General features: G+C 63.7%; 3 protein-coding genes. All 3 read left to right on the top strand.

What is annotated here, in order from left to right:
- Positions 1 to 28: 28 nt before the first annotated feature.
- From AC5RWX_RS32890 to AC5RWX_RS32880, 3 genes are read left to right on the top strand one after another with little or no spacing between them, the layout of a single operon-like run.
- Positions 29 to 505, top strand: coding sequence for an FHA domain-containing protein (locus tag AC5RWX_RS32890; RefSeq protein WP_494100360.1), 477 nt, complete (start codon positions 29 to 31; stop codon positions 503 to 505).
- Between the two features lie 23 nt (positions 506 to 528).
- Positions 529 to 1,245 (top strand): transcriptional regulator FtsR, encoded by a 717-nt coding sequence (gene ftsR, locus AC5RWX_RS32885; RefSeq protein WP_494100359.1) that lies wholly within the window; start codon positions 529 to 531, stop codon positions 1,243 to 1,245.
- On the top strand, positions 1,245 to 1,748 hold the full coding sequence (locus AC5RWX_RS32880) for a bifunctional nuclease family protein (protein ID WP_138135016.1): 504 nt from the start codon (positions 1,245 to 1,247) through the stop codon (positions 1,746 to 1,748). The genes ftsR and AC5RWX_RS32880 overlap by 1 nt, the downstream gene beginning before the upstream one ends.
- The last annotated feature ends 43 nt before the right edge of the window (positions 1,749 to 1,791 follow it).

The raw sequence follows: 1,791 nt of genomic DNA, 5'->3' as shown, positions 1-1,791 counted from the left end.
GAGCTGCAACGTCTAAGAGGAGGAATCCATGGCTGGCCACACACACAACCCTGCCGATGGGGAATACGGCAATGGTGCGGCCAGGGCGTCGGAGACCACCTCGATCCATCTCACCCCCGTGCGGGATGAACCCACTATCGCCCCCAAGCTGTCATCCGAAGAGCGCAACTCCGTTGAGGCACTGCCGGCCGGGTCGGCACTCCTCGTTGCGCACAGCGGCCCGAACGCCGGTGCCCGCTTCCTGCTGGACTCGGACATCACCACCGCCGGCCGCCACCCCGACGCCGACATCTTCCTGGACGACGTCACGGTCTCCCGCCGGCACGTTGAATTCCGGCGCACGGCCCGGGGCTTCGAGGTAGTGGACAAGAACAGCCTCAACGGCACCTACGTTAACCACGACCGCGTTGACCGCGTCGAGCTTAAGACCGGCAGTGAAGTCCAGATCGGCAAGTTCCGCCTCACCTTCTACCTGAGCCCTGCCAGCGTTGCAGGCCGCGGCTGATCCGGGGACCGCTGCCTGTGGCAATGGCACAACCGGAACGCAGGGGACCGCAGGTCCTGAACATCGGGGAGGTCCTCGCTCAGCTCAGCGGTGACTTCCCCGGCATGACAGCGTCAAAAATCAGGTTCCTTGAGGAAAAGGGACTGATTAATCCCCGCCGAACGCCAGCGGGCTACCGGCAGTATTCCGACGGCGACGTGGAGCGGCTGCGTTTCGTCCTGGCTTTGCAGCGGGACCAGTACCTTCCCCTGAAGGTCATCAAGGACTATCTTGACGCCATCGACAGGGGAGAACGCCCAGAAAGCCTGCCATCCGGCGTCGTGGTATCCCCGCGTGTTGTTTCGGAGGAACTGGCCGCTGAACTGCAGAGCCGGGGGCGCAAGCTCACCGAGGAGCAGCTAAGAACGGAATCCGGGGCCAGCGTCCCCCTGCTCCAGGCCCTCCTGAGTTTCGGCCTGATCAGCCACTCCAACGGGCAGTTTAACGAGCACGCCCTGCAGGTGGCCAGGGCCTGTGTGCAGCTGGAAAGCCACGGGCTCGAACCCCGCCACCTTCGGCCCTTCCAGGCAGCTGCCGAAAGGGAGTTTGGTCTCGTGGAACGCGCTGTGGCGCCGCTTGCATCCCGCAAGGACGCCGCTTCCCAGGCGCGGGCAGCGGAGGCCGCCCGCGAAATCAGCGACCTCTGCCTCACCCTGCATCGGGCTTTGGTGCAGGACCACATCTCACGCATGGAAATCTGATGATTGAAGTCGAGATCGTAGGCGTTCGGATCGAACTGCCTTCCAACCAGCCCTTGGTCCTCCTGCGGGAAATGCATGGGGAACGCCATGTGCCTATCTGGATCGGCACCCCTGAAGCAAGCGCCATCGCCCTTGCGCAGCAAGGTGTGGTTCCGCCACGGCCCATGACGCACGACCTCCTGGTGGACGTGGTCGAGTCGCTGGGCCACTCCGTGGTCAGCGTGAACATCGTGGCTGTGGAGGACAACATCTTCTACGGCCAGCTCCAGTTCGAGAACGGGACCACCGTCAGTTCGCGTGCCTCCGACGCCCTCGCCGTCGCCCTTCGGGCCAAGTGCCGGATCTGGTGCGCGGATTCCGTGATGGACGAAGCTGGCGTAAGGATCACCGAGCACGATGAGGGCGAGGATACGGAGCCGGGCCCCACCGTCGACGAAGAGCGCGAACTGCGCCGGTTCCGGGAGTTCCTGGACGACGTGGAACCTGAGGATTTCGACGGCTAAGGTCACGTTAAGGTTAAAGTCGAGAATGAAAGTTTCGACACGC

The sequence above is a fragment of the Arthrobacter sp. SPT-J7 genome, from assembly GCF_059089965.1.
The sequence above is the reverse complement of the archived record's forward strand: the minus strand, read 5'-3'. Positions and strand labels throughout refer to the sequence as shown.

What these genes read in the sequence shown, in the direction of transcription:
- ftsR (WP_494100359.1), top strand. Translation starts at nt 529, where the DNA reads ATGGCACAACCGGAACGCAGGGGACCGCAGGTCCTGAACATCGGGGAG.
- AC5RWX_RS32890 (WP_494100360.1), top strand. Translation starts at nt 29, where the DNA reads ATGGCTGGCCACACACACAACCCTGCCGATGGGGAATACGGCAATGGT.
- AC5RWX_RS32880 (WP_138135016.1), top strand. Translation starts at nt 1,245, where the DNA reads ATGATTGAAGTCGAGATCGTAGGCGTTCGGATCGAACTGCCTTCCAAC.